Annotated in this window: 21 protein-coding genes; 14 read left to right on the top strand and 7 right to left on the bottom strand. The window is 38.7% G+C overall.

From position 1 onward, the window contains the following. Window positions 1-122: 122 nt before the first annotated feature. Both ACVWYN_RS06740 and ACVWYN_RS06735 read left to right on the top strand, forming a co-directional pair. Window positions 123-704, top strand: a complete 582-nt coding sequence (locus ACVWYN_RS06740) for a Crp/Fnr family transcriptional regulator (protein ID WP_457288066.1) — start codon at window positions 123-125, stop codon at window positions 702-704. A gap of 116 nt (window positions 705-820) precedes the next feature. Continuing rightward, on the top strand, window positions 821-1,228 hold the full coding sequence (locus tag ACVWYN_RS06735; RefSeq protein ID WP_457288065.1) for a DUF983 domain-containing protein: 408 nt from the start codon (window positions 821-823) through the stop codon (window positions 1,226-1,228). Here ACVWYN_RS06735 and ACVWYN_RS06730 read toward each other — a convergent pair. After that, window positions 1,218-2,645 (bottom strand): MATE family efflux transporter, encoded by a 1,428-nt coding sequence (locus ACVWYN_RS06730; protein WP_457288064.1) that lies wholly within the window; start codon window positions 2,643-2,645, stop codon window positions 1,218-1,220. The two genes, ACVWYN_RS06735 and ACVWYN_RS06730, sit on opposite strands and share 11 nt — an antisense overlap. Before the next feature lie 102 nt (window positions 2,646-2,747). Here ACVWYN_RS06730 and ACVWYN_RS06725 point away from each other — a divergent pair, with 102 nt between their 5' ends. Beyond that, window positions 2,748-4,301 (top strand): CotH kinase family protein, encoded by a 1,554-nt coding sequence (locus tag ACVWYN_RS06725; RefSeq protein ID WP_457288063.1) that lies wholly within the window; start codon window positions 2,748-2,750, stop codon window positions 4,299-4,301. An 8-nt stretch (window positions 4,302-4,309) separates the two neighbouring features. On the opposite strand, the gene ACVWYN_RS06720 is transcribed toward ACVWYN_RS06725, so the two are convergent. Continuing rightward, entirely contained in the window at window positions 4,310-4,729 is a 420-nt protein-coding gene (locus tag ACVWYN_RS06720; protein WP_457288062.1) for an acyl-CoA thioesterase, read from the bottom strand. A 127-nt stretch (window positions 4,730-4,856) separates the two neighbouring features. Here ACVWYN_RS06720 and rpsO point away from each other — a divergent pair, with 127 nt between their 5' ends. From rpsO to ACVWYN_RS06690, 6 genes are all read left to right on the top strand, one after another. After that, complete coding sequence (rpsO, locus tag ACVWYN_RS06715) at window positions 4,857-5,159, top strand: 30S ribosomal protein S15 (protein ID WP_457288061.1); 303 nt, start codon at window positions 4,857-4,859, stop codon at window positions 5,157-5,159. 117 nt (window positions 5,160-5,276) lie between these two features. Next, window positions 5,277-7,418: a polyribonucleotide nucleotidyltransferase gene (pnp, locus tag ACVWYN_RS06710; RefSeq protein ID WP_457288060.1), complete on the top strand. Its 2,142-nt coding sequence runs from the start codon at window positions 5,277-5,279 to the stop codon at window positions 7,416-7,418. 124 nt (window positions 7,419-7,542) lie between these two features. After that, window positions 7,543-8,217, top strand: coding sequence for a ribulose-phosphate 3-epimerase (rpe, locus tag ACVWYN_RS06705; RefSeq protein WP_457288059.1), 675 nt, complete (start codon window positions 7,543-7,545; stop codon window positions 8,215-8,217). A 4-nt stretch (window positions 8,218-8,221) separates the two neighbouring features. After that, on the top strand, window positions 8,222-10,618 hold the full coding sequence (locus ACVWYN_RS06700) for a carboxypeptidase-like regulatory domain-containing protein (protein ID WP_457288058.1): 2,397 nt from the start codon (window positions 8,222-8,224) through the stop codon (window positions 10,616-10,618). Window positions 10,619-10,667: 49 nt separating this feature from the next. Beyond that, entirely contained in the window at window positions 10,668-11,732 is a 1,065-nt protein-coding gene (serC, locus tag ACVWYN_RS06695; protein WP_457288057.1) for a 3-phosphoserine/phosphohydroxythreonine transaminase, read from the top strand. Between the two features lie 11 nt (window positions 11,733-11,743). After that, complete coding sequence (locus ACVWYN_RS06690; RefSeq protein WP_457288056.1) at window positions 11,744-12,694, top strand: D-2-hydroxyacid dehydrogenase; 951 nt, start codon at window positions 11,744-11,746, stop codon at window positions 12,692-12,694. Between the two features lie 58 nt (window positions 12,695-12,752). Here ACVWYN_RS06690 and ACVWYN_RS06685 read toward each other — a convergent pair whose 3' ends face one another. Next, window positions 12,753-13,280, bottom strand: coding sequence for a hypothetical protein (locus ACVWYN_RS06685; RefSeq protein ID WP_457288055.1), 528 nt, complete (start codon window positions 13,278-13,280; stop codon window positions 12,753-12,755). Window positions 13,281-13,329: 49 nt separating this feature from the next. After that, window positions 13,330-14,109: an SAM hydrolase/SAM-dependent halogenase family protein gene (locus ACVWYN_RS06680; RefSeq protein WP_457288054.1), complete on the bottom strand. Its 780-nt coding sequence runs from the start codon at window positions 14,107-14,109 to the stop codon at window positions 13,330-13,332. A 101-nt stretch (window positions 14,110-14,210) separates the two neighbouring features. On the opposite strand from ACVWYN_RS06680, the gene ACVWYN_RS06675 reads away from it, so the two are divergent. Genes ACVWYN_RS06675 through ACVWYN_RS06660 form a run of 4 tightly spaced genes read left to right on the top strand, consistent with a single transcriptional unit; the run spans window position 14,211 to window position 17,480 of the window. After that, window positions 14,211-15,182, top strand: coding sequence for a PhoH family protein (locus ACVWYN_RS06675; protein WP_457288053.1), 972 nt, complete (start codon window positions 14,211-14,213; stop codon window positions 15,180-15,182). Between the two features lie 27 nt (window positions 15,183-15,209). Beyond that, a complete protein-coding gene (locus ACVWYN_RS06670; RefSeq protein WP_457288052.1) occupies window positions 15,210-16,166 on the top strand; it encodes a phosphoribosylaminoimidazolesuccinocarboxamide synthase in 957 nt (318 codons plus the stop codon). 15 nt (window positions 16,167-16,181) lie between these two features. Beyond that, the gene (locus tag ACVWYN_RS06665; RefSeq protein ID WP_457288051.1) at window positions 16,182-16,568 is read left to right on the top strand and encodes an STAS domain-containing protein; all 387 of its coding nucleotides are present in this window, start codon (window positions 16,182-16,184) and stop codon (window positions 16,566-16,568) included. After that, a complete protein-coding gene (locus ACVWYN_RS06660) occupies window positions 16,569-17,480 on the top strand; it encodes a ribonuclease Z (protein WP_457288050.1) in 912 nt (303 codons plus the stop codon). Here the strand turns inward: ACVWYN_RS06660 and ACVWYN_RS06655 are convergent, their stop codons facing one another. From ACVWYN_RS06655 to ACVWYN_RS06645, 3 genes are read right to left on the bottom strand one after another with little or no spacing between them, the layout of a single operon-like run. Continuing rightward, the gene (locus tag ACVWYN_RS06655) at window positions 17,481-18,434 is read right to left on the bottom strand and encodes an MlaD family protein (protein ID WP_457288049.1); all 954 of its coding nucleotides are present in this window, start codon (window positions 18,432-18,434) and stop codon (window positions 17,481-17,483) included. A 1-nt stretch (window position 18,435) separates the two neighbouring features. Continuing rightward, window positions 18,436-19,281: an N-acetylmuramoyl-L-alanine amidase family protein gene (locus ACVWYN_RS06650; RefSeq protein WP_457288048.1), complete on the bottom strand. Its 846-nt coding sequence runs from the start codon at window positions 19,279-19,281 to the stop codon at window positions 18,436-18,438. Between the two features lie 11 nt (window positions 19,282-19,292). Continuing rightward, window positions 19,293-20,171, bottom strand: coding sequence for an N-acetylmuramoyl-L-alanine amidase family protein (locus tag ACVWYN_RS06645; protein WP_457288047.1), 879 nt, complete (start codon window positions 20,169-20,171; stop codon window positions 19,293-19,295). A gap of 83 nt (window positions 20,172-20,254) precedes the next feature. Between ACVWYN_RS06645 and ACVWYN_RS06640 the strand changes: the two genes are divergently transcribed. Next, window positions 20,255-22,933, top strand: coding sequence for a putative LPS assembly protein LptD (locus tag ACVWYN_RS06640; RefSeq protein ID WP_457288046.1), 2,679 nt, complete (start codon window positions 20,255-20,257; stop codon window positions 22,931-22,933). The last annotated feature ends 3 nt before the right edge of the window (window positions 22,934-22,936 follow it).

Here is a 22,936-nt window from a genome sequence, read left to right as displayed (position 1 = left end):
GTATTTTTAGTTGTATTTGGTTTATGTAAAGTTAATTAAAGATAGCATTGAAAAAATACCCAATTAATGGTATTTTTTCAATGTGATACTTAACTTGTGTCATCTTGGGTAGTGCATTGGTTATGAATATTAAATACTTAACAGAACATCAGTTCAAAATAAGGAAATACCGCAAAGGGGAGGTGATTTATCATCCTGAAAGTTTGCCTGTCGCGGTTTATTTTATTAAGTCGGGAAAGGTAAAGATGGTCACCGTAAACAGCGTGGGGGATGAATTTATACAAGGTATTTTTAGAACGAATGAATATTTTGGAGAACCAGCACTGATCCTGAACAAACCTTATCTCGCCCATACCATTGCGATTCAAGACGCAGAGATCATTCCGGTTTATAAGGACGACTTCTTTAATTTCCTGAAATCGGATAGCGACTTTAGCTTAAGCCTTATCCAAACTTTGAGTAACAGATTGTTCTATAAGTCCATGATGTTGGAAGAACTGGCCAATGAACATGCCGATCATCGTGTAAATACCTTACTTACGTACCTTTTAAAAGATCTTGAAGCGGGTGCAGAACTAAAAATAACACGCCAGCAGATGGCAGACATGAGCGGTTTGCGGGTAGAAACAGTAATCAGGTTAATTAAAAAATTATCTGGTAGCAGTTCTTTTAAATTGATAAAAGGCAAAATTGTTAAGCAATAACACCACATACAAATTAGATTAAAAAACTTCAAAGTATGATCTGGATCATAAAATAGAAAATAAGTTAGCTGTATTTTTGTACCATGATAGTCCAGGATAGTAGTACAGCAATTGTTATGAAAGATATATCGAAATTACAAGCAATAGTTCAATGTAAATGCCCAAGATGCAGAACCGGAGCTATTTTTTCAGGTCCCATCTATTCTTTTAAAGGGCAGATTACCAACGAATATTGTGGGTATTGCAACCTGCGTTTTGAGCGGGAACCGGGATTTTTTTATGTAGCTATGTTTATCAGCTATGGAATGAATGTTACAGAAATGATTGCTATAGGCATTGGAGCCTACGTATTTGGAGTTGCTTTAACGTATGAGAACCTCTGGGCTTATGTAGGTATTTTGGCGGTTGGCGTAGTTTTATTTTCTCCTGTAAATTACCGCTACTCCAGGGTGATGCTCTTGCATTGGCTCACTCCAGGGTTAAAGTTTGTTCCTGGCATTAAACCTGCGGTTACTAAACCTTAATTGTTTTCCATTTACCGCGCCGAAATAAAATAATTCCTGCAAATGATATTCCCAGCTCTGCCACAGGAATTGCAATAAAAACTCCTTCAGGGCCTAAATTGAAGTGCTTTGCCAATACATATGCTAGTGGTATCTGAAATAGCCAAAACCCAAATAAATTCACTTTAGTAGGTGTCCAGGTATCGCCCGCACCATTAAATGTGCTAATCATCACCATGCCGATGCCATAAAAGATATAGCCGGCACTCATAATGTGCAAAGCCTTTTTTGCCACCTCAATAATTATAGGGTCGTTTGTAAAAAAAGCGATAAAATATTGACTAAATGCAAAGGTTAACGCAGTAACTATCCCCATGTAAATGGCTACATATTTTGCTGTTTTCCATACAGATGCTTCAGCACGGTCTAGCTTATTTGCACCTAAATTCTGCCCAACCAATGTTGCTGCCGCATTACTCATACCCCAGGCCGGCAGCATAAAAAACATCATTAACCTAAGTGCCGTTTGATACCCTGCAGATCCATGGTCGCCACCTGTGGTGGCCACTAGCTGAGCGAGGAATATCCAGCTACAGGAGGCAATTATAAATTGAAATATTCCAGGAGTCGCTATTTTTAATAAGGCCTTGATCTGATCCCATTGCGGCTTGAAATAGGAGATCTTTATTTGTAGCAATCCTTTGCCAGAATACAAATGATAAACCTGATACAACACTCCTGTGGTTCTGCCGATGGTTGTTGCAATGGCCGCACCCGTTAACCCAAAGGCAGGTATGGGTCCAAATCCATTGATGAAAATCGGACAAAGAATGATATTGGTGATATTTGCGATCCATAAACTTTTCATCGCAATCGCTGCATTTCCTGCACCTCTAAATATGCCGTTGATTAGAAATAATAGCACGATTACTGTACTCCCGCCCATCATAATGCGGGTAAAAATTACACCCTCTGTGGCTGCTTGTGCAGAGGCACCCATTAAAAGTAAGATGTCTGGAGCATAGATAAAGGCAATTAAACTAAGGATAAGGTTAATCCCTATAGCTACTATTATTGCCTGCATTCCTGCCTTAGCGGCTCTTGTGGGGTTTTTTTCGCCAATTCTTCTGGCCACAACCGCTGTCGCTGCCATACTCATCCCGATAGCTAAAGAATAAATGATGGTAAGAACCGATTCTGTTAACCCAACAGTTTGAATGGCTACACTGCTATTGGGTAGGTGACCCACGAAATAGAGATCTACCAACGCGAAGACTGATTCCATTGCCATTTCCAGCATCATAGGGATGGCAAGTAATATTACTGCCCTGCGGATGCTGCCTTGTGTGAAATCAAGTTCTGCACCATTTAGGGATTGTTTTATGATTTCAAATAATTTTGAGAAGGTGCCCGAAGCGTTTTGTTGTTTAATGTCCATTTTATAATGAAAGGTAACTACTTGAACTTAATTTTTATTAATTTATTTGCAGCTTTTAATAACGATCCTTAAGGATTTGTATTTTATTAAATATTAGCTACATTGGATAGCCAAATATTTAAGGATATGATCAACAAAGGGTATAATCTCTGCTGCATTTTGCTTGTTTTTTCTGTGTGCGTGTCTTGTAAAAAAGATAAAAAGGAACCGATCATACCTGAGCCGGTTGTACTGAAGACAGATAAACAACTCAAAACTTTACTTTTTAAGGCGAGTAAAAACCCAATTTTAGTCAATGATGTTAGGGGCGAAATAGTTGGTGATACTGTGTTTGCGAGCGCTTTTGCCGGAACCGATGTGAGCGCATTAATACCGGAATTTACTTACGAAGGGTCAAAGATAGTCGTAGGTGCTGTAGATCAGGTAACAAATGTGACCGTAAATGATTTTACCAAGTTGGTAACGTATGAGGTAACTGCGGAAGATAACAGCACAAAAAAATATGTGGTAAAGCTGAGCGATAATGGCATCTCAGCATTTTATATTAATACCAATGGCGCAGCAATTAATAGCAAAGACGTTTATGTAACTGGTTCTATAAAGATCGTTAGCAATTTTAAAGAGACCGTTTTTGATGGTAAAACGGAAATAAAAGGGAGGGGTAACTCCACCTGGGGAATGCCTAAAAAGCCTTACCGCATCAAGCTGGATAAAAAAGCCGGATTGTTAGGCATGTCCGAAAGTAAGAATTGGGTGCTTCTGGCTAATTATGCAGATAAGTCCCTCATGCGCAATGAGCTTGCCTTAATGGCTTCTAGGAATTCAGGACTCACCTTTACCCCAAGTTCCAGGTTTGTGGAAATATATCTTAATGGCAGTTATGATGGTAATTATTTAATAACCGAGCAGGTTAAAGAAGGTAAAAGCCAGGTAGATGTTGAAGATGGGGGGTATTTGTTAGAAGAGGATGGGTTTGCAAATGGTGAGCCCGTGTATTTCCGTACACAGCACAATATGCCCATTACCATAAAATACCCTGATGAGAAGATTACACCGGTGCAAAAGGAGTATATTACAGGGCATGTACAAAAATTTGAAAATGCACTTTTTGCTGCCAACTTTACTGATCCAGTTAACGGATATAGAAAGTATTTTGATGTTGATTCTTATGTGAACTATTATATCGTAAATGAAGTGATGGGCAATCCGGATACCTTTTGGAGTACTTATATGTATAAGAAAGCAAACGACGATAAAATTTATACCGGCCCGGTATGGGATTTTGATATCTGTGCAAATAATGATGATCGCCTTGGTAATAACATCAACAAGCTTATGTTCAATGCTGGTTTCGATCCTAAAATGTGGATTCAAAGACTAATGGAGGACCCGGCTTTCCGAAAAAGGATCAGGTTCAGGTGGAATGAACTGAAACCTAAAATGCAAAATCTACCTGCTGCAGTAACGTTATTGGAAAAGAAACTATCAGTATCGCAAGTAAGGAATTTTACCAGATGGAACATATTGAATACCAAGGTATATCGGGAGGTGCAAATTGCCGGATCTTATGCTGCTGAAGTAAGTTATGTGAAAGATTTCTTAACCGGTCACCTCAATTGGCTGGACACCAAATTTAATGGGACGGAATATCAGTAGCTAAAAGCCTAAATGCTGTAAGCGAGAATCATTTCTTCGTTAACTTTTGAGCCTTTGCCGGTAGCGGTGTCTATCATCACATAATCGAACCAGCCGTCTGCGGCTATCTTTCCGGTTCGTTTGTTTTCAATTTCAAATTGAACCCGGCAACCCTTTTCGTTGATGGTTAAGATGCCTGTGCGGATGGCAATCACATCACCAAGTTTCAGCGGGCGTTTAAAATCAACCAGCGCAGTGCGAACTACCCAGCCAAAGCCACTGTTTAAAAACGATTCCATTGGCATTTTGTAAAACTGGGCCATTTGATCGTAGCGGGCGGCAAGTACATAATCGAAATATTTGCTGTTGTGGACATGGTTAAACATGTCAATATCATCAGGCCTTACCTTTAGTTCACTTTCAAATATGCTGTACTGGGTCTTTTCCATAAAATAGGGGAGTTATCCTTACAAACTTAAAATAAAATTCAGTTCTATACAGTGTTGTTAATCTTTAAAACTTACAGTATCTTTGCACTAATTAATTAATCCATAAACACTTTAGTATCATTCAAGAATGTATTTAAGTAAAGAAAAGAAAGCCGAAATCTTCCAAAAACACGGCGAAGTAGAAACTAACACGGGTTCTGCAGAAGGTCAGGTAGCGTTATTTACATATCGTATTGCGCACTTAACAGAACACTTAAAGAAAAATCGTAAAGATTTCTCTACCCAGTTATCACTACAAAAATTAGTAGGTAAACGCCGCGGTATTTTGGCTTATCTATTTAAGAAAGATATTGAGCGTTATCGTGCCATCATCAAAAACCTTGGTTTAAGGGATATCATTAAGCCGGTTGGTAGAAAAGACAGCAAATAAGCGTACTTATATCAAGAAAAGCCATTCTTTAGGGATGGCTTTTTTACTTTGAAAAGTAAAATAATATATATAAATCCGGTGTGTAGAAAGAGGAAAACACACCACAACAAATTTTAAATGAATGTAATAAAAAAATCGTTCGATCTAGGCGATGGAAGAACAATTGAAATTGAAACAGGTAAGTTGGCTAAACAAGCTGACGGTTCTGTAGTAGTTAGAATGGGTGATACCATGCTTTTGGCGACTGTTGTTTCTAGTGTAGGTGCAAAATCAGGTGTTGATTTTTTACCACTATCAGTTGATTACCAAGAGAAATATGCTGCCGCAGGCCGTATTCCAGGTGGTTTCCTTCGTCGCGAGGCAAGATTATCAGATTATGAGGTATTGATCTCTCGTTTGGTAGACCGCGCTTTACGCCCGATGTTCCCTGAAGATTATCACTCTGATACTCAGGTAATGATCTCGTTGATCTCTTCTGATAAAAATATAATGCCAGACTGTTTGGCTGGTTTAGCTGCTTCGGCTGCTATTGCAGTTTCTGATATTCCTTTTAACGGGCCAATATCAGAAGTTCGTGTTGCAAGAATTGATGGTAAGTTTGTGATCAATCCTTATGTGAGCGATTTAGAACGTGCCGACATGGAGTTTTTAGTAGCAGGTACTGAAAAGGACATTGTAATGGTTGAAGGTGAATGTGATGAGATCTCTGAAACTGAAATGGTTGAGGCGATTGAGTTTGCACACAAAGCAATCGTTATCCAGGTTCAGGCACAAAAAGAACTGGCTGAATTGGTTGGTAAAACAGTGAAACGTACTTATTCTCATGAAGACAGTAATCCTGAATTGAAAGAGAAGGTTTATGCTGCTACTTATGATAAAGTATATGCAATTGCTAAAAGTAACACCAGTAAAGGTGAGCGTGGTGATGCATTTGGTGCGATATTGATGGACTTCATTGCTAGTTTAGGCGAAGGTATTGATGATGTAACTGGTTTCCTTTCTAAGAAATATTTCCACGATGTGCAATATGATGCCATCCGTAACCTTGTTTTAGATGAAGGAATTCGTTTAGACGGTCGTGATGTGCGTACGGTACGTCCTATCTGGAGTGAAGTAGGTTATTTGCCTTCAGCTCACGGTTCTGCAGTATTTACACGAGGTGAAACTCAGTCTCTAACCACTGTTACTTTAGGTTCTAAAGATGATGAGCAGATGATTGACGGTGCTTTCGTTAATGGTTATAACAAATTCTTACTACACTATAATTTCCCTGGTTTCTCCACTGGAGAGGTTCGTCCGAATAGGGGAGCTGGTCGCCGTGAGATTGGTCATGGTAACCTGGCAATGCGTTCATTAAAGAAAGTATTACCTGGTTTAGAAGAGAATCCTTATACCATCCGTATTGTTTCTGATATTTTAGAATCAAACGGATCTTCATCAATGGCAACTGTTTGTGCGGGTACGTTAGCACTTATGGATGCAGGTATCAAAATCAAAGCTCCGGTTTCGGGTATTGCAATGGGATTGATTACTGATGAGAAAACTGGTAAATATGCAATCCTTTCAGATATTTTAGGTGATGAAGATCATTTAGGAGATATGGACTTTAAGGTAACAGGTACTGAAAAAGGTATTGTTGCTTGTCAGATGGACTTAAAAATTAACGGTTTGAAATGGGAAGTGCTTACCAATGCACTTATCCAGGCTAAGGAAGCGCGTTTACACATCTTAGGTGAGATGAAGAAAACGATGGCTGCGCCTCGTGAAGATTACAAAGACCATGCGCCTCGCATTGTATCATTAAGTATTGATAAAGAATTTATTGGTGCAGTAATCGGGCCCGGCGGTAAAATCATTCAAGAAATGCAACGTGAAACTGGTGCATCTATCTCTATTGAAGAGGTTGGGAACAAGGGTATCGTTGAGATCTTTGCTGATAATAAAGCTGCTATTGATGCTGCGGTTACGCGTATCAACGCAATTGCTGCTAAACCGGATATAGGTGCTACTTATGATGGTAAAGTGAAATCTATTATGCCATTTGGTGCATTTGTAGAGATCATGCCAGGTAAAGACGGACTATTGCACATCTCTGAGATTGCATGGGAACGTTTAGAAACTATGGATGGCGTACTTAAAGAAGGTGATAAAATTCAGGTTAAACTTTTGGATATAGATAAACAAGGTAAAATGAAGCTTTCCAGAAAAGCATTATTGCCTCGTCCACCAAGACCAGAAAATACACCTGCTGCAAATTAGGCCCTTAACTGATTTATTAGGGTTTCCAAACATAAAAAACCCCGCATTTTGCGGGGTTTTTTATTTAAAGCGGGTTTAATAAATTATATTTACTTGCACAATAACATAGAAAAAAATACCTGTCATGAAACACTTAATAGCTCCTTCTGTTCTTTCTGCTGATTTTGGTAATCTGCAGCGCGATATTGAGATGATCAACGCGAGTGAGGCAGATTGGTTTCACGTAGATATTATGGATGGTACTTTTGTACCCAATATCTCGTTTGGTTTTCCAGTAATGGTAGCTTTAAAAGCCCATGCAAAAAAGCCACTGGATGTACATTTGATGATTGTTAAGCCAGAATTATACATTGAACGTTTTGCAGAAGCTGGTGCTTCAGTTATTACTGTGCATTATGAAGCTTGTACCCACCTGCACCGGATTGTTCAAAATATTCATGCTGCGGGATGTAAAGCATGCGTAGCCTTAAATCCACATACGCCGGTTTTGTTGCTAAATGATATATTGATTGATTTAGATATGGTGTTGATCATGTCCGTTAATCCCGGCTTTGGTGGTCAGCAATTTATTCCCAATACATTAAACAAAGTAAGAGAATTGAAAGCTTTAGCTGCTTTGATTAACCCTGAATTATTGATAGAGGTTGACGGTGGTGTTGGATTAACCAATATTGGAGAATTAGTTAGGGCAGGGGCAGATGTCTTTGTAGCCGGTAATGCAGTATTTGCTGCGCCATCTCCTTTGGAAATGATTGCCCAGTTAAAAAACCATGATGCCAGAATATTGACCACAACTTAAGCCAATGCTTAAATTACGCTTGTTACTATTGGCGCTTTTGTTTGGTCTTACTTATGTAAGTGCACAGCCATTGGTAAAAGTTACAGGCTTGGTAACCGATAGTTTACATGTTGCTTTACCTAAGGTTACCATAACGGTTTTGGGGCAAAGTCAGCTTAGTACTTCAGACGATAAAGGCAATTACAGTATATATTCCACAGCTACTTCCTTTACGCTTAAGTACGCCTTGCTTGGTTACCGGCCAATTTTGATTGAGGTGAATAGAGATAAAGCAGGCAGGATAGTTCAAAATATTGTAATGGGGGTCAACATTAACGAGTTGGAACAAGTTACCATTACCAATAAGCAAAATCAGCTCAGCAATAGTATCCTGATCAATGTTAATGAAGTTGCCTCCATGCCATCGGTATCAGGAAATTTCGAGGTGATATTGAAAACGCTTCCAGGGGTATCTACCAATAACGAATTGAGTTCTCAATATAGCGTAAGGGGCGGGAACTTTGACGAGAACCTGATGTATGTAAACGATGTGGAGATTAGCAGACCTGTATTGATCAGGAACGGACAGCAGGAGGGCTTAAGTTTTATCAACAGTGATTTGTTAAGCTCCGCCAAGTTCTCTGCCGGGGGCTTTGAATCCAGGTATGGCGACAAGCTCTCTTCCGTTTTGGATGTCAAGTACGATAGGCCTGATAGCAGTCAGCAACTCATTAACATCGGGTTGATGGGCGGATCTGTCAGTTCCAGAATCGTTGGGGCAAATAATTATCTTTTAGCCGGTATCCGATACAAAAATAATGGCAGCATTTTAAATACGCAGGACAATAAAGGAAGTTATACGCCAAACTTTAAGGACTTTCAATTGGTGTTTTCCCAAAGCTTGTCGGACAAGTTTAGCCTCAGTTTTTTGGGAAGTATCAATAGCGGGGTATTCAAATTACTCCCTGAGAGCAGGGAAACCCAGTTTGGCACCTTAAGTACTCACCTGCGTTTACAAACAGAATATAGCGGTAAGGAGATTGATGATTATAATACTGCCGGAGCTGCGGTTACAGCTACCTATTTCCCAAAATCCAATTTGGTTATCAAATGGATCAACAGTTATTTCAGCATTCTGGAAAGTGAGAAAATTGATATAGAGGGACAGTACGTTTTTGATGAGCTAAACAACAGCTTTTCGGGAGGAAATTTTGGGATCATCCGCACTAACCGCGGGCTCGGTGGCTATATGAATTATGCAAGAAATAGTCTTGCCTCAAAAAGTTTCAGCTCTAGCATTAAAGTGGATCAGGTTTATAGCAACCATACCTTCTCCTTAGGAGGACGTTTTGAACATAAAAATTACGTAGACAACTTAAATGAGTACAGCCTGATAGACTCTGCCGGTTATATTATAGAAGGGATTAAGAACTTTTATCAAGACAATGCCATAAGCGTAGAAAACAATTTATCGATTAATTACCTGACTGCCTACATTCAGGATAGCTACGCCGTGAGTGCAAATTCAGACTTGCAATTGGGCGTAAGGACAAGTTACAATAGTTTGAGCCAAGAATTGTTGTTAAGTCCCCGGCTCCTTTTGGCGTACAGGCCATTGAGCAATAATAAGATCATCCGGTTTACTGCAGGTGTATATCAGCAAGCACCAGACTATAGAAGTATCAGGGCCTTTGATGGCACGTTGAATAAAATGCAAAAAGCGCAACGTTCTTACAATACCTCCTTTGGAATTGATTATGCATTTGATGGGTTGGGTACGCGACTTAAGTTTACTTCAGAGGCTTATTTTAAATATCAGGATCGGTTAATTCCCTACATGATGGATAATGTGCGGATAAAATATTTGGCCAACGATTTGGCGAAGGGGTATACTTATGGTGCAGATTTTAGTATAGGCGGAGAGTTTGTTAAAGACCTGTTGTCTTATTTTAGGATCTCCCTGATGAAATCCAATCAAGACATTATGGGCGACGGTATTGGTTACCAAAAGCGGCCTACAGATCAACGGGTTAATTTCTCTGTATATTTTCAGGACAGGCTGTTGAACAGTCCGACTTACAAAGTGCACCTGAATATGTTATATGGCTCAAGGCTACCTGTTGGTGCTCCATTGTTACAAAGGTATTCAGATGATTTCAGTATCCCCTCGTATAAGCGGATTGACATAGGTTTCTCCAAAGACTTTTTGGATGATGCTGTGAAGCGTAGGGCAAAGTTTCTTGATAAATATTTTAGTTCGTTTTCTTTACATGCAGAAGTATTTAATTTGCTAAACATAGATAATACCGTCTCATATCTGTGGTTAAAGGACATTAATAACGTACAATATGCCATCCCAAATTACCTTACAGGTAGACAATTGAACGTTAAGTTGATTATAAAGTTCAAGAATTCCAAATGATAAATAATATAAAACTGTTACATTTACCGCTAATAAACAAATAGTTAAAATGAGACATAATTTTGGCGCAGGCCCCTGTATTTTACCACAGGAAGTATTTAAACAAGCATCACAAGCAGTTTTAGATTTTAAGGACGGCTTATCCATTTTAGAAATTTCGCACCGTACGCCAGAGTTTGAGCAGGTGGTTGAAGAAACTACCAGATTAATTAAAGAACTAATGAATGTACCAGAAGGTTATTCTGTTCTTTTACTTCAAGGCGGTGCAAGTTTGCAATTTGCAATGGTTCCTATGAACTTATTGCCCGAAGGGCAGACTGCGAGTTACCTGGAAACAGGTGTTTGGGCAAATAAAGCAATTAAGGAAGTTGCCTTTTTTGGGAAAGCAAATGTTGTAGCATCCTCCAAGAGCGATAACTTTACATTCATTCCTAAGGACTTTACTATCCCGGAGGATAGTGCTTATTTCCATTTTACATCCAACAATACCATTTATGGAACGGAGATTTTTAACCTTCCTAAAACTTCAATACCAGTAGTTTGCGATATGTCGTCCGATATTATGAGCAGGGTAATTGACGTGAGTCAATTTGATCTTATCTATGCAGGTGCACAGAAAAACATTGGTCCGGCAGGTTTAACTGTTGTCATCGTTAAAGATGAAATCCTTGGTAAGAGTGGAAGAAAGATTCCTTCCATGCTAGATTATAAGGTACAGATTGACGGTGGATCTATGTACAATACACCTCCTGTATTTTCAATTTATACTGCAATGCTTAACCTTCGCTGGTTAAAAGCCAAGGGCGGTGTTGCTGAGATTGAGAAGGAAAATATTGCTAAGGCGCGCGCACTTTATGCAGAGATTGACAGGAACCCATTATTTAGGGGTACTTGTGCTGTTGAAGACAGGTCTAAGATGAACATCTGTTTTGTGATGGAGAATCCTGAGCTTGAAAAGCCTTTCTTAAAATATGCAGAAGAGAATGGTATAGAAGGTATTAAAGGACATAGAAGTGTAGGTGGCTTTAGGGCTTCTGTATACAACGCACTTCCTATAACAAGTGTGCATGCCTTAATTGAATTAATGCAGATTTTTGCTGAAAAACACCAATAATAAATAAATTGATGATTAAGATACTCGCAAACGATGGGATAGATCCTATCGGTAAAGCTTTATTAGAGCAGGCTGGTTTTGTTGTGGATACAGAGACTGTGCCTCAGGATAAACTAGTAGAAGCACTACAAAATTATGATGCGATCACTGTAAGAAGTGCAACTCAGCTTCGTAAAGAAACCATAGACCAATGCCCAAATATCAAATTGATTGGTAGGGGTGGTGTAGGAATGGATAATATTGATGTTGATTATGCCCGCAGTAAGGGTGTTGTTGTGGTAAATACACCTGCAGCATCATCTTTGTCTGTTGCAGAATTGGTTTTTGCACACCTGTTTACAGGAGTTAGATTTTTGCAGGATTCTAATAGGAAAATGCCTGTTGAAGGTGCAACTAAATTTAATGCACTTAAAAAAGCTTATGCTAAAGGAATTGAACTTAGAGGTAAAACGATAGGTATAATTGGGTTTGGTAGAATTGGTAGAGAAACCGCTACTGTAGCTTTGAGTTTAGGAATGAATGTTTTGGCTTATGACCTTTATCCTTTTGAAGGTAACCTGACTTTAAATCTTCAGGGAGGAATAAAGGTTGATATTCCTGTTAAAACTGTTTCTCTTGATGAGGTGATCAGCAATAGTGATTTCTTTAGTTTGCATACTCCTTTTTCTGATAGGCCTATTCTGGGCGCAGCCGAGTTTGCTAAAATGAAGAACGGAGTTGGTGTTGTGAACTGTTCAAGAGGCGGAACGATTGACGAAGAGGCTTTAATTGCTGCTCTTGATAGTGGAAAGCTTGCTTTTGCAGGTTTAGATGTGTTTGACAATGAGCCAACCCCATTGGCTGCAATTTTACAACACCCTAAAATCTCTTTAACGCCGCATATTGGCGCAGCTACTAATGAAGCACAGGAAAGAATTGGAACTGAGCTTGCCAATCTGATTATAGACCATTTCACTAAATAATAGTAAAATTTAGCGCGTATTCATTCTGCTGGTGTAAGGCATAATGAATACGCTTTTTTTATTGCACGGATTTAGAATGCTTTAGCTTATTTTGAAAGAAAAAGTAGATTCCAGCAAGGGCTAGAATTAGTAAAATAATAATGATATTTGATAGTCCGCCTATAGTAGAACTTGAAGTTTCTTTAGTTAGCCTTTCATTCTGATCCTGCAGTTTTTTAATGGACTGCATATAATTCAGCATTCTGCTATTTACCGTTGAAGCAGTATTTTTAGCCGCTTTAACTTCTTGATCCTTATAGTCCATCAGGATTTTTAGTTCCTTAAAAATATTATTGTCGTTCAATACAATCTGCCTCAATATTTCATTTGATTTCATGATGTCCCCTTTGGTTTGAAGACCAAATATGCCGGTTCTTGAACTGAGGCTTTGGTCATACTGTCCGAATTTAATGCTGCGTTGGTTCAGTAAGACATTTACTTTTAAGCGCTGTGTTTGATAAGCACTGGTGTCTGTTTGCATTGTTATTGCATTTGCATGAAGCGCAAATGCGAGAAATAAGAATAATATTAGAGATTTTAAAGGCATTGTAGTTTTGTTAGATTTATTCTGCAGTGAAGCTAGCAAACACTATGCCTTAAGGATGAAACTCCACACGAATAATATCATTGAGGTGTAATCCAAGCAATCCACTTGCTTTGCCCTTGTTAATCGCAATTTCAAGATGGTTGCTGATACCAAATAAACAAAGCTTTTCGCCTTCCTGGACTTCATTATAATGCCAGCTTAGCTGGGTAATGGTTTCGCTTTTTCTAAAGTACAGAGTGAAATCTCTGTTACGTTGTATTTTGGTAAAGAGATCTTTGGTAATGTTAGTGATTACATTACAGAACGTATCGATGTAGATCACGCTTCCGCGGATGATGTCTCTTTCTATAACTGGGTTGAGGAGCATACGTTGTTCTACACTTTCAGTAGGTACGCCTATCTCCTTTAATTTCGCACCTTTAGAAAGATGAACTGCAGCCTTGACAAAAATATCCACAAGCGGGAAATGAAGGTACTTCAGGTCTTGCATGATATTAAGTTCAACAATTTCTTCCGGCTCACCATCAAAAAGCAGGGAAAAGATTCCATTATCAGCACCTACAAAGAAATGATCTTTGTATTTCAAAGCCAGGTATTTAGTACGCTCACTAAATACAGAATCAATGCCAATCAGGTGTACGGTGCCTTTGGGAAAATACGGATAGACATTCTTTAATACAAATGCAGCATAAGAGATATTAAAGGATGGTACTTCGTGTGTTACATCAACAATGTTGGCTGTAGGTAAAATGGTCAGGATACTGCCTTTAAGGGCAGCCTGATAGAAATCTTTCGAGCCTAAATCTGTTGTTAATGTAATAATGGCCATTAAAAATTGAATATTTATTCTTAATCTTGCGTATGCGGTCAGCCGCTTACAAATATTCAACTTTTATATCAAAATATACTCTTCTTAAAAAAAACAATATTTTGAACGAACTAAAACTAACATTAGAATCGGTAGATCCGGTACAATTTTGGGGTGCTAACAACGAGCATTACGAGATCATTAAAAATGCTTTTCCAAAATTGAAGATTGTAGCAAGGGGTAATGAGGTTAAGGTACTTGGCGAGGAACAGGAGCTTAGTTTATTCGAACACAGATACAACCAGATTACCAATCACCTGGAAAAATATAGTGCGCTTACGGCCAATGATGTAGAAGATATATTGAGTGCCAAAAAGGCGAAGACTGTTGCGGATGTTGGGACTGCAGATAAGCCTGCAGGACAGGGGGGGGGTGGTGAAGTTATCGTATTCGGTACAAACGGATTGATGATTAAAGCCCGCACAGCCAATCAACGCAGAATGGTGGATAGCATTACTAAGAATGATGTTTTATTTGCCATTGGTCCGGCTGGTACGGGTAAAACCTATACAGCAGTTGCGCTTGCTGTACGTGCCTTAAAAAACAAAGAAATAAAAAGAATCATTTTAACTCGACCAGCTGTTGAGGCCGGTGAGAATCTTGGCTTTCTTCCGGGAGACCTTAAAGAAAAGGTGGACCCTTATTTGCGCCCATTATATGACGCACTAGATGATATGATTCCTGCTGAAAAGTTGAAGCTATACATTGAAAACAGGACTATTGAAATTGCACCGCTGGCATTTATGCGTGGAAGGACTTTAGATAATTGTTATGTGATTTTGGATGAGGCGCAAAATTCAACCGATTTACAGTTAAAAATGTTTCTGACCAGAATGGGGCCTTCAGCAAAGATGATTATAACCGGCGATGTTACCCAGATAGATCTTCCCAGAAAACAAATGTCTGGCCTGCACAATGCCTTACGGATACTGGACGATATACCAGGCATCGAAATCATTTACCTTACCGGAGAAGATGTGGTGAGACATAAACTGGTAAAAAGGATATTGAAGGCCTACGGAGATATACAATAATATAATATTAAAACTTTTGCTACTAACATGACAGCGATAAAAGAAACACATTTTAGCTTTCCCAAGCAATCTAATTTTTATAAAGGTAAAGTAAGGGATGTATACACCATTAATGACCAGTATATGGCCATGGTAGTTACAGACAGGATCTCTGCATTTGATGTGGTTTTGCCCGTAGCTATTCCATTTAAAGGACAGGTGTTGAATCAGATTGCAGCTAAGTTCCTGGCTTCCACCAAAGATATCGTGCCTAACTGGGTTTTGGATGTTCCAGATGAGATGGTGACCATTGGTAGGATTTGCGAGCCTTTTAAGGTAGAGATGGTGATCAGAGGATATCTTGCAGGACATGCCTGGAGAGAGTACAGCGCAGGACGAAGAAGCGTTTGTGGTGTTTCCTTACCAGATGGCTTAAAAGAAAATGATAAGCTACCTGAACCGATTATAACGCCAACAACAAAGGCTTCTATTGGTCATGATGAGGATATTTCAAAGGAAGATATTATGGCGAAAGGGATAGTTTCCATCCTTGATTATACTCAGCTTGAAAACTATACCCAGGCTTTGTTTAAAAGAGGGACAGAAATGGCTGCTGAGCGAGGTTTAATACTAGTTGACACCAAGTATGAATTTGGTAAGGTTGGTGAGGATATCTATTTGATTGACGAGATACATACCCCAGATTCTTCTAGGTATTTCTATGCCGATGGATATGAAGAAAGACAGGATGCAGATGAACCTCAAAAGCAATTGTCTAAGGAATTTGTTAGAAAATGGTTGATTGAGAACGGTTTTCAGGGTAAAGACGGGCAGGCAGTTCCGGTTATGGATAAAGTAAGAGTGGAGTCAATATCAGAACGTTATATTGAGCTTTATGAACAGATTACGGGTGACAAGTTTGTTAAAAACGAGTCTGCCGATGTTTTAAAGAGAATAGAGAATAACGTTATTAACGTGATTAATTCGTTACTTTCGCTTTCATAACTAATACTTGATATTATGAAATTTTCAGTAGACAAACACGAAAAATACGTTGTTATAAAGCTTAAGGAGTCAAAATTTACCAATGATAATACCCCTAAGCTTAAATCTGAATTTATATTATTGAATGCAGAAGGGTACTGTAATATTGTGCTTGATCTTTCATCGGTAAAGCAATGTGAAGACTCTCAGGATCTGAGTAGTTTACTGGTAGGTAACAGACTTTGTAAGAACGCAAATGGTCTTTTTATCGTTACAGGTATAAATTCGGTGCTAGCTAAGATATTGGAAATGTCTAGTCTGGACCAATCGCTTACTATTGTTTCAAAGGTGGATGAGGCCACCGATCTGATCTTTATGGACGAGATAGAGAAAGAACTGTTGGGTGGAGTAGAGAGGGATTAAATGAAGCTTGAGGTTACGATACTGGGTAGCAGTTCTGCAACCCCGGTTTACAATAGAAATCCTACCTCTCAATTACTCAACTGCAATGAGAAGTTTTACCTGATTGATTGTGGAGAGGGTACTCAGCAGCAACTGATCAGATTTGGTTTTAAAGCAAATAAAATAGATTACATTTTTATTAGCCATTTGCATGGCGACCATTATTTTGGCTTGATAGGTTTACTGTCTAGTTTGCATTTAAATGGTAGGATTAAACCGATTAAGATATTTGCGCCTTACGCTTTGCAGGAAATATTGGCTTTGCAGTTTAAACACTCAGAAACAGTTTTAAGGTATCCAATTGAATTTACTGCTATTGAAGCAATTGAATCGGTATTAATTTATGAAAATGCCGATCTGAGGGTTGAAACTGTTGTGCTCAATCACCGGATACCCTGTACAGGTTTTAAGTTTAGCCAAAAGCCCAGGATGCGTAAGCTCATTGTTGAAAAGCTTGAGGAAGAAAATATAGGAATTGAATACTATCCGTTATTAAAAAGAGGTGCAGATCTTAATCTGCCAGGCGGGAAAGTGATATTAAACAAAGATTATACAACCGATCCAACTCAACCAAAAGTATATGCTTATTGTTCTGATACTTTATTTGACGATCGGTATTTTAATAGTATTCAAAATTGTGATCTACTTTACCACGAAGCGACATTTTTAAATGAAATGTTGGACAGAGCAAATCAAACTCATCATACTACTGCTTTACAGGCCGCTCAGGTTGCTCAAATTACACATGCGAAGAAACTGCTAATTGGTCACTTTTCTTCTCGTTACAAGGCACTTCTTCCTTTGCTGGAAGAGGCCAGAACCCTGTTTGAAAATACTGAACTTGCCCTGGAAGGCATTACCTACGAAATCTAACTATTTGTCTTTCTTGTTACCTCCACCAAATACGGAGAAGTGTACGTAACGTTTAGGGTTTTCTTTTAAATCGATCATTAAGTTATCAAGATTTTTAGATGCATTGTTGAGGTTGTCGTACATCTTGGTGTCATTTACCAATTGACCAAGCGTGCCCTGGCCGTTGTTAACTTTAGATACAATTGTTTGAAGATCTGCTACGGCTTTATTGGCGTTATCGATCGTTTTTTTAAAGTTAGCGGCTGCTACCTGGTCTGTGATGGTGCTAACGTTATTTAGTATAGAATTGATCTTTTGATTGTTTTGTTTTAAATTGTTGGAAATGGCTTCTACATTGGATAGGATCGAGGAGATTCTTGAGCCTTCTGATCCAACAAGATTATCTACTTTCTTAGAAGTAGCTTCTAATGATGCCAGGGTAGATGCTATGCTATTAAAGCTCTTGTCCACGTTCTTTTGGAAGTTTGGATTTAGGATGGTATTAACACTTGTTAGGATGGAATCCATCTTAGCGATAATTAATTCGGCTTTTTTCTGTACCGGCTCTACTGTCTCCAAAAGACCTTTGGCAACATTTGCATTTAAGGTATCACCGTCCTGAGCAAAATTACTCCCTGTTCCTAGTGCCATTACAATTGCTTTACTTCCCAAAAGGTCAGTACTTTCTAGTTTTGCAATGCTATTTTTAGGGATCTCATATTTGCCTTTTATTTTAAGTGTGGCAACAATAGATCCATCCGGCTGAAGTTGTAATTTATCTACACGACCTATTTGAAAGCCATTAATAAGAACCGGCTTTGAAACGCCTAAACCGTCAACATGCGAATACTTTGCATATAGAATTGTCTCGCTGGAAAATATGGCGTTACCTTTCAAAAAGTTATACCCAATGATTAAAAGGGCGATAGAAAAGGCAGCTAAAATGCCTACTTTGGTTTCGTTTGCAATCTTCATTCTAATTTGTTTCAGTTTCTTGTCTATAGCTTTTTATAGCTTTAAAAATGGAGTTCACAATTTCATCCTGACCGTTTTCAGAGTTTAAATACTGCTCTTCATCGGGATTGGAAATAAATCCAATCTCAGTAAGAATTGCAGGCATTCCGCACCTCTGAAGGATCAACAGGCCTTGTTCCTTAACCCCTCTGTTAACCCGGTTGTTGTCATTGGTATAATTTTTCTGTATAAGACGCGCCAATTTCAAACTTTTATCCCGGAACACATTCTTAAACAAAGATAGTATAATAAATGTTTCGGGATCGTTTGGATCATAACCATTATAATTCTGTTTGTAGTTCTTTTCCAGTTTAATGTCCTCGTTTTCTCTTATTGCGGCATCCTGCTCGTTCAAACGGTGGGAGCCGGCGACAAAAGTCTCAGTGCCCCTTGTTGTTTTATTTTTAGTAAATGCATATTGAGGGATTTTTTTGCCGCTTTTTGTTTTGGTGTAACCAGTTATTACCCTGTTGTCTGGCATGGAGTTGCAATGTATTGAAATGAAAATATCGGCATTATTTTCATTGGCCAGGGCTGCTCTTTTATAAAAGTCAACATCTACATCCGTTTTTCGGGTATAGAGTATTTTTAATTCAGGCATATCCTTCTCAAACTTTTTCCCAAGCCTTAGTGCAACTTCCAGTGCTACATTTTTTTCAAGGGAAATGCTTCCGCGTGCTCCGGGTTTATTGCCTCCATGACCAGCATCTATTACTATAGTGCGGACCTTATAGCCTTGCGAGAATGAAAAAAATGGGAATGTTACTAGAATAAATAAGATTGGAAATACGCTCTTTATTTTAATCATGCCACAATCAATTATCCTTCTATAACTTTTTTATAGTTTTTAATAGCTTCTAATAAACAGTTTATGATTTCATTTTGTCCTGCTTCCGAATTCATATAGTTCTCTTCTTCAGGGTTGCTGATAAAACCAATCTCAGTAAGAATAGCGGGCATTCCAGCGCGAGCTAACACAGCGAGGCTTTTTTCCTGAACACCCCGGTCAATACGTCCATTATTGATATATTGATCTTGAACTAACTTAGCTAGTCTTAAGCTTTGAGCTCTAAAAGTATTTTTCATTAAGGAAAGGATGATAAAGTTTTCAGGATTGTTAGGGTCAAAACCTTCATAATTTTCCTTGTAGTTATCTTCCAGGAATATAGAAGCATTCTCTCTTTTTATTGCTTCGTCCTGCTCGTTTACCCTGCCCATACCAGAAACAAATGTTTCTACACCTCTGGTGCTTGTGCTTTTTCTGTATACACTGCTAGTTTTTGGTATCTTTTTACCTTTGCTGTTCCTTTTGTAGCCTGTTACAACTGTAGATCTTATAAGCGGCATATCATTACAGTGTATGGAGATAAAAAGATCAGCCTTAGCATTGTTGGCAATCGCAATGCGCTCATAAAGAGGGATAAAAGTATCGTCTGAGCGGGTGTAAATTACTTTCACATCTTTGAGGTTAGCCTCAATAGCTGCGCCAAGATGAAGGGCCGTCTTCAAGGCGACGTCTTTTTCTGTGGAATACAAGCCTCTGGTGCTACCGTCACGACCGCCGTGACCGGCATCTATTACAATAGTTTTTATTTTATATTCTTGCGTAAAGGCTTGATAACTAGATATAGTATTGATCAGTATGGAAATAAATACTATCAAAATTACATTTGGCCTGAGCAATGGTATATTTTTCATTAATTTTGAACGTTTTGGATTAAACACAAATGCAAAAATAACATTCACACACGAATTTGAAACTTTTACTGAATATCATTTTTTTGAACTTAGTTTTATTATTGGTTTCTACCGGTAATAATGTATCTGCTCGTTCTAAATTTGCTGCCCGCCAAGACCCAAGTAATCGTATAAGAAGGCAAACGCAAACACCAATACTGCCAAGACCACAAACAAGTAACGCACAAAGTAAGCCAAAAGATACGATAGCATCAGAAAAGGTTGAATATAAAGCGAAAGATTCTACCCGAGTTAATAAAGAAAAAGATATTGTTTACCTATATGGGGAAGCCAGGGTGATATATCAGGGTTTTGAGCTAGATGCAGACTATATCGAATTTAATACAAAGTCGAACCTTGTTTTTGCCCGTGGCAGAACCAACTCCAAAGGGAAATATGTTGGTAGACCTATATTGAAAATGGAAGGTCAGGGTACCTCTAAGGCAGATTCTCTACGTTATAATATTAAAACTGGTGCAGGTAACATATTTGGTGTTTTTACCGAGCAGGAGGGAGGGTTCTTTTCAGGAGGTAAAGCCAAGAAGCAACCTGATGACGAAATACATAGTAAAGGTCAAACCTATAGTACTTGTAATTTGCCGCATCCGCACTTTGGTATTTATATCACCAAAGGTATTGTAACTGAGCACCAAATTATTACCGGACCTGTTTATTTAAAGATTGAAGATATCCCATTGCCTCTGGGACTTCCATTTGCATTTTTCCCAAAGCCAAATAAAAAGACGTCTGGATTTATTCTTCCTAGTCCGGGAGAAGATTACACCAGGGGATTTTTTCTGCGTGATGGAGGTTATTATTTGGGATTGAATGATTATTGGGATGCTAAAATGACGGGTACGATATATACCCGTGGATCTTATGACGCTTCATTGCTTTCCAATTACGTAAAAAGATATAAGTATACAGGTAACGTTAACCTACGTTATTCAAATGCCAGGTACGGTCTGGAAGGTACGCCTGCATACTCACCAAAAAAGGATTTTAACATACAATGGACGCACAGTCAGAATGCAAATGCTAAGCCGGGTACAACTCTTTCGGCATTGGTTGATGCGGGAACAAGTTCCTACAATCAGAATACGGCGGGAGGCAGCAGCTACGATGTTAATCAGTTCGCAAAAAACACTTTAAGATCAAGTATTGCCTACGGGCGCGTTTTCGATAATGGAATAACCTTGGGTACAGATTTTTCCGGCTATCAGGAAACGGAAACGCGCTCTGTGAGTTTGACTTTGCCTAACATAAGTTTATCAGTTCCCACTTTTAGTCCTTTTGATTCTAAAAGTAGATTGGGAGAACAAAAATGGTATCAAAAACTAACTGTAGGTTATTCTATGCAGGCAAGTAATACCATTACCTCAAGGGAAGATTTATTGTTTAAACGGGAGAGCTTGAAGAAATTTAAGAATGGGATTAATCATCAAATACCGGTTAGTTTGGCTTTTACTGCTCTTTTCTTTAATTTTACTGCAAATACCTCTTATCAGGAACGCTGGTATTTTCAATCTATTGAGAAAACCTATTTAAGGGTTGTAAATAGTTCTGATGTTGTTATTACTGATACGATACCTGGTTTTAAAAGGAATGGTGAATATAATGTAGGTATGGGTCTTTCTACAAAGATTTACAGTACCGCTCAATTCACTAAGTTCGGGAATTTTAAAGCATTAAGGCATGTGATGACACCTAGGGCTAGTTTGACATATACCCCCGATTTTTCTGACCTTAAACGCGGATATTATAAGCAAGCAAAATATTCAGACGGAAGTTCAGCCCTTGGGCCTGATGGAAAACCTATCCTTTACTCAATTTTTGAAGGGTCAGCTTATGGAGGGCCTGGTTTAGGTAGGAATGCTACAATTTCATTTGGAGTAGACAATACAGTTGAGGCAAAAATTGTATCTCCTAAAGATACCACAGGTAAGGGAGAAAAGAAATTACCAATTATACAGGGGCTTGGAATTAGTGGAAGTTACAATTTGCTGGCAAAGAGCTACAAGCTTTCCACACTGGGTTTTAATGGAAGGTCTCAATTCACGGATAAATTAGGGATCAACTATTATGGAACCTTAGATCCATATCAGGTTAGGGATAGTCTCGATTTAAATAATAAAGTAGTAAAAGGGCCAAATGGTTTGCCTATCAGGTTTTTGGAAGATAAGTATACCTGGCAAAATGGTAAACTACCAAGGCTTACCAGCTTTGGATTCTCCTTTGATTATAGCCTGAATCCAGAAGCCCTCAAAAGAAAGAATCTGAATGAAGCTGATCTTCGGACCGATCTTACTAAGAAAGGTGCCATGACTAAAGAGCAATCTGATGATCTGGCAAAGGTAAGCAGAGATCCTAATGCCTTTGTAGACTTTAATATTCCCTGGAATTTCGCCTTTGGCTACACTTTTAATTATTCAACCGACCGCACTGGTACAACCAGCAGTGTTACTAATACCTTAAACTTCAATGGCGATGCAAATATTACCAGGAATTGGAAGGTACAGTTTAACTCTGGATGGGATTTCAAAGCTAGTACTTTTTCACAGACTTCATTAGCAATTTACCGCGACCTCCATTGCTGGGATATGAGTGTTAGCTGGATTCCTTTTGGTGCCTACCAATTCTATTCTGTTGACATTAAGGTTAAGGCAGCGGTTTTGCAGGACTTAAAACTAAGCAAGAGAAAAAATTACTATACCCGTTTCTAATAA

It is taken from the genome of Pedobacter sp. UYP24 (assembly GCF_054057295.1).
This window is presented reverse-complemented; position numbering and strand designations above follow the sequence as displayed.

Coding starts and splice junctions, on each gene's coding strand:
- ACVWYN_RS06680 (WP_457288054.1), bottom strand. CDS start 14,109: ATGGCCATTATTACATTAACAACAGATTTAGGCTCGAAAGATTTCTAT.
- ACVWYN_RS06660 (WP_457288050.1), top strand. CDS start 16,569: ATGAAGCTTGAGGTTACGATACTGGGTAGCAGTTCTGCAACCCCGGTT.
- serC (WP_457288057.1), top strand. CDS start 10,668: ATGAGACATAATTTTGGCGCAGGCCCCTGTATTTTACCACAGGAAGTA.
- ACVWYN_RS06655 (WP_457288049.1), bottom strand. CDS start 18,434: ATGAAGATTGCAAACGAAACCAAAGTAGGCATTTTAGCTGCCTTTTCT.
- ACVWYN_RS06740 (WP_457288066.1), top strand. CDS start 123: ATGAATATTAAATACTTAACAGAACATCAGTTCAAAATAAGGAAATAC.
- ACVWYN_RS06730 (WP_457288064.1), bottom strand. CDS start 2,645: ATGGACATTAAACAACAAAACGCTTCGGGCACCTTCTCAAAATTATTT.
- ACVWYN_RS06650 (WP_457288048.1), bottom strand. CDS start 19,281: ATGATTAAAATAAAGAGCGTATTTCCAATCTTATTTATTCTAGTAACA.
- ACVWYN_RS06665 (WP_457288051.1), top strand. CDS start 16,182: ATGAAATTTTCAGTAGACAAACACGAAAAATACGTTGTTATAAAGCTT.
- ACVWYN_RS06685 (WP_457288055.1), bottom strand. CDS start 13,280: ATGCCTTTAAAATCTCTAATATTATTCTTATTTCTCGCATTTGCGCTT.
- pnp (WP_457288060.1), top strand. CDS start 5,277: ATGAATGTAATAAAAAAATCGTTCGATCTAGGCGATGGAAGAACAATT.
- ACVWYN_RS06670 (WP_457288052.1), top strand. CDS start 15,210: ATGACAGCGATAAAAGAAACACATTTTAGCTTTCCCAAGCAATCTAAT.
- rpsO (WP_457288061.1), top strand. CDS start 4,857: ATGTATTTAAGTAAAGAAAAGAAAGCCGAAATCTTCCAAAAACACGGC.
- rpe (WP_457288059.1), top strand. CDS start 7,543: ATGAAACACTTAATAGCTCCTTCTGTTCTTTCTGCTGATTTTGGTAAT.
- ACVWYN_RS06700 (WP_457288058.1), top strand. CDS start 8,222: ATGCTTAAATTACGCTTGTTACTATTGGCGCTTTTGTTTGGTCTTACT.
- ACVWYN_RS06720 (WP_457288062.1), bottom strand. CDS start 4,729: ATGGAAAAGACCCAGTACAGCATATTTGAAAGTGAACTAAAGGTAAGG.
- ACVWYN_RS06690 (WP_457288056.1), top strand. CDS start 11,744: ATGATTAAGATACTCGCAAACGATGGGATAGATCCTATCGGTAAAGCT.
- ACVWYN_RS06645 (WP_457288047.1), bottom strand. CDS start 20,171: ATGAAAAATATACCATTGCTCAGGCCAAATGTAATTTTGATAGTATTT.
- ACVWYN_RS06735 (WP_457288065.1), top strand. CDS start 821: ATGAAAGATATATCGAAATTACAAGCAATAGTTCAATGTAAATGCCCA.